The 1,457-nt window shown below is 73.6% G+C and carries 2 protein-coding genes; both read left to right on the forward strand.

All coding sequences use genetic code 11. The annotated features are described in order from the left end of the window. The first annotated feature begins 208 nt into the window (after window positions 1-208). A complete protein-coding gene (locus AC2W7M_RS25270) occupies window positions 209-1,291 on the forward strand; it encodes an NAD(P)/FAD-dependent oxidoreductase (protein ID WP_486135841.1) in 1,083 nt (360 codons plus the stop codon). Continuing rightward, window positions 1,203-1,457, forward strand: a 255-nt coding sequence (locus AC2W7M_RS25275) for an FAD-dependent oxidoreductase (RefSeq protein ID WP_486135843.1), incomplete at its 3' end; no start/stop codon positions are given. The genes AC2W7M_RS25270 and AC2W7M_RS25275, both read left to right, overlap by 89 nt.

Consider the following 1,457-nt stretch of genomic DNA (forward strand, 5'->3'; position numbering starts at 1 on the left):
CCGCCGCGCGCCTGAACCGCCGACCGGCGCGGACGCCTTTCGCCGCCCGGGTCCGCCGGGCTGCGCGCCGCGCATGACGGCTGCGTCCTAAAGCGAGAGGGCGGCCGTCCGGCAAGCTGATAGATTGGCGCCGGGATCGCACCGCGGGGCGGGCGCCGGTCTCATCCTTGCATCGACACGGGCAAGGCGGCTTCGGGAGAAGGGTGTCATGGCGCGGACCGACGTGGTGGTTCTGGGGGCGGGCGTCGTCGGCGTCAGCGTGGCGCTTCATCTTCGCGCGCACGGGCTTTCGGTGGTGCTGCTCGACCGCGGCGCGCCGGGCGAGGGCACCTCGTTCGGCAATGCGGGGGTGATCGAGGGCAGCGCGCTCCTGCCCGTCGGCTTCCCGCGCGACATTCCGGTGCTGCTGCGCCATGCGCTCAAGCTCTCGTCCGAGAGCAACTACCAGCTCGCGGCTTTGCCGGGCCTCGCGCCCTGGATCCTGTCCTATTTCAACGCCTCCAGCGCCAAGGGCCTCGCGGCGACGGCGCGCGATCTGCGCCCGCTGCTCGACGTGGCGCGGGCCGAGCACCATGCGCTGGCCGGCCCCGCCGGCGCCATGGGGCTGCTGTCGCCCACCGGGTGGGTGAAGCTCTACCGCACCGCGCGGCAATTCGCGAAGACCGCGGCCGAGCGGGCGATCGCCGACGATCTCAAGGTCGCCTATTCGGTGCTGGACACGCAGGCGGCCTGCGCGCTGGAGCCGGCGCTGCGGCCGGTGTTCGAGGCCGCCATCCACTGGCACGATTGCGACAACTGCGCCGATCCCGGCGGCCTGGTGAAGGCCTATGCGAGCCTTTTGGAACAGCGCGGCGGCCTGGTGCTGACCGGCGATGCCCGCACCCTGCGCCGCCAGACCGGCGGCTGGCGGGTGGAGACCGCCTCCGGCCCGGTGGACGCGGAGGAGGCCGTGCTCTGCCTCGGCCCCTGGTCGCTCGACGTGCTGCGCCCGCTCGGTTTGCCGCTGCCGCTGGCGCCCAAGCGCGGCTATCACGTGCACCTCGCGCCGGAGGGCGGCATGACGCTCGGCCGGGCGCTGGTGGACGTGGCCTATGGCTACGCCCTCCAGAACACCCGCTACGGCATCCGCCTGACCACGGGCGTCGAGTTCGCCGGGCTCGAAGCGCCGTCGAGCCCGGTGCAGGTCTATCGCGATGTGCCCCATGCGCGCGAGCTGCTGCCGCTCGGTGCGGTGCGCGAGGCCGAGCCGTGGCTGGGCCGCCGCCCGGCCTTCCCCGATTCCAAGCCGTGATCGGCCGGCGCCGGCATCGGCGGGCTGCGATCTCGCCTTCGGCCACGGCCATTGGGGGCTGACACTGGGTCCCGTCACCGGCCGTCTGCTGGCGGAGATGATGACCGGGGCGACGCCCTTCACCGATCCGGCGCCGTTTGCGCCGGCCGCTCGCTGCGCGCGCCTC

The organism is Xanthobacter sp. BG11Y11_SDJG (assembly GCF_057364445.1).